The sequence below is a fragment of the Janibacter sp. RAF52 genome, assembly GCF_052114035.1.
Taxonomy (GTDB): Bacteria; Actinomycetota; Actinomycetes; order Actinomycetales; family Dermatophilaceae; genus Janibacter; species Janibacter hoylei.
The window spans coordinates 1-1,239 of record NZ_JBFRDY010000025.1 but is presented as its reverse complement, the minus strand read 5'-3'; the positions used below and the strand labels follow the sequence as shown (position 1 = coordinate 1,239).

Genomic DNA, 1,239 nt, shown 5'->3' with positions numbered 1-1,239 from the left:
TTGGCGTGACCCCCGTTGGTTGGTCCGGGTGGTGTGAGAGTCCTTGCGGCCCACGAGGGTGGGCAGGAAGGCTCCATCACCATGACAACGAGGAAGCGACACACGCCTGAGCAGGTCGTGCGCAAGTTGGTCGAGGCCGACCGGCTGCTGGCCGGGGGCGCTGACACGGCCGAGGTTGCCCGGCAGCTCGGTGTCTCCGAGCAGACCTACTTTCGGTGGCGTAACCAGTTCGGCGGGCTGAAAGCCGAGGACGCCAAGGAGCTGAAGAAGTTGCGTGCCGAGAATCAGCGGCTCAAGCGTCTGCTTGCTGATGCCGAGCTGGACAAAGACATGCTCCGCGAGGTCGCCAAGGGGGAATTCTGAGCCCGGCCCGCCGACGCGCGGCCGTTGTTCACCTGCGTCGAGTCTTCGACGTCAGCGAACGGCGTGCGTGTCGGCTGGTCGGGCAGCACCGATCCACCCAACGCCACACCCCGCCCGCGCAGACTCCTGATGATCCCGACGCTGGGCTGCGGGCCTGGCTGCGCGCCTACGCCGGGGCCCATCCCCGGTGGGGACACCGGCGCGCCTACCACGACGCCCGCGGCCAGGGCTGGGTCGTGAACCACAAGAAGCTCCAGCGGCTGTGGCGCGAAGAAGGGCTACGTGTGCACGTGCGACGCCGCCGTAAACGGGTCGGATCCTCGACCGTGCCACCAGTCCCGACCGCCACCTCGGCCAACGTGGTGTGGGCGATCGACTTCCAGTTCGACTCCACCACCGACGGCCGACCGATCAAGATCCTCTCCGTCGTCGACGAACACACCCGCGAAACACTGGGCGGCCTTGTGGAACGCTCGATCACCGCCGAGGCCCTGGCCGCCGAGCTGAACCACATCGTGGCCGCCCGTGGCGCCTCGCCGGCGGTGCTGAGGCTCGACAACGGCCCGGAGATGATCGCGGCAGCACTGGCCCAGTGGGCCGGCACCCAGACCGGGATGCTGTTCATCCCACCCGGCGAGCCCTGGAAGAACCCCTTCATCGAATCGTTCAACAGCAGGCTGCGCGACGAGTGCCTGAACATCAATCTGTTCTGGTCGATGACCCACGCCCAGGTCGTCATCGGCGACTGGAAGACCGAGTACAACCACGACCGTCCCCACTCATCCTTGGGCTACCTCAGCCCGGTGGCCTACGCTGCGGTCTGCACCCATTGATCGGACTCTCACACGACCTGGACCGATCCACGGGGTCCTGCCA

1 protein-coding gene is annotated in these 1,239 nt (G+C 67.0%); it reads left to right on the top strand.

All coding sequences use genetic code 11. The features are described from left to right. Positions 1-81: 81 nt before the first annotated feature. Positions 82-1,196, top strand: a protein-coding gene (locus tag AB4Y78_RS15585) for an IS3 family transposase (protein ID WP_156811799.1) whose coding sequence is annotated in 2 segments (ribosomal slippage) — positions 82-355 and positions 355-1,196 — 1,116 coding nt in all. Because the reading frame shifts where the segments join, the coding sequence is not laid out codon by codon here. Positions 1,197-1,239 lie beyond the last annotated feature (43 nt).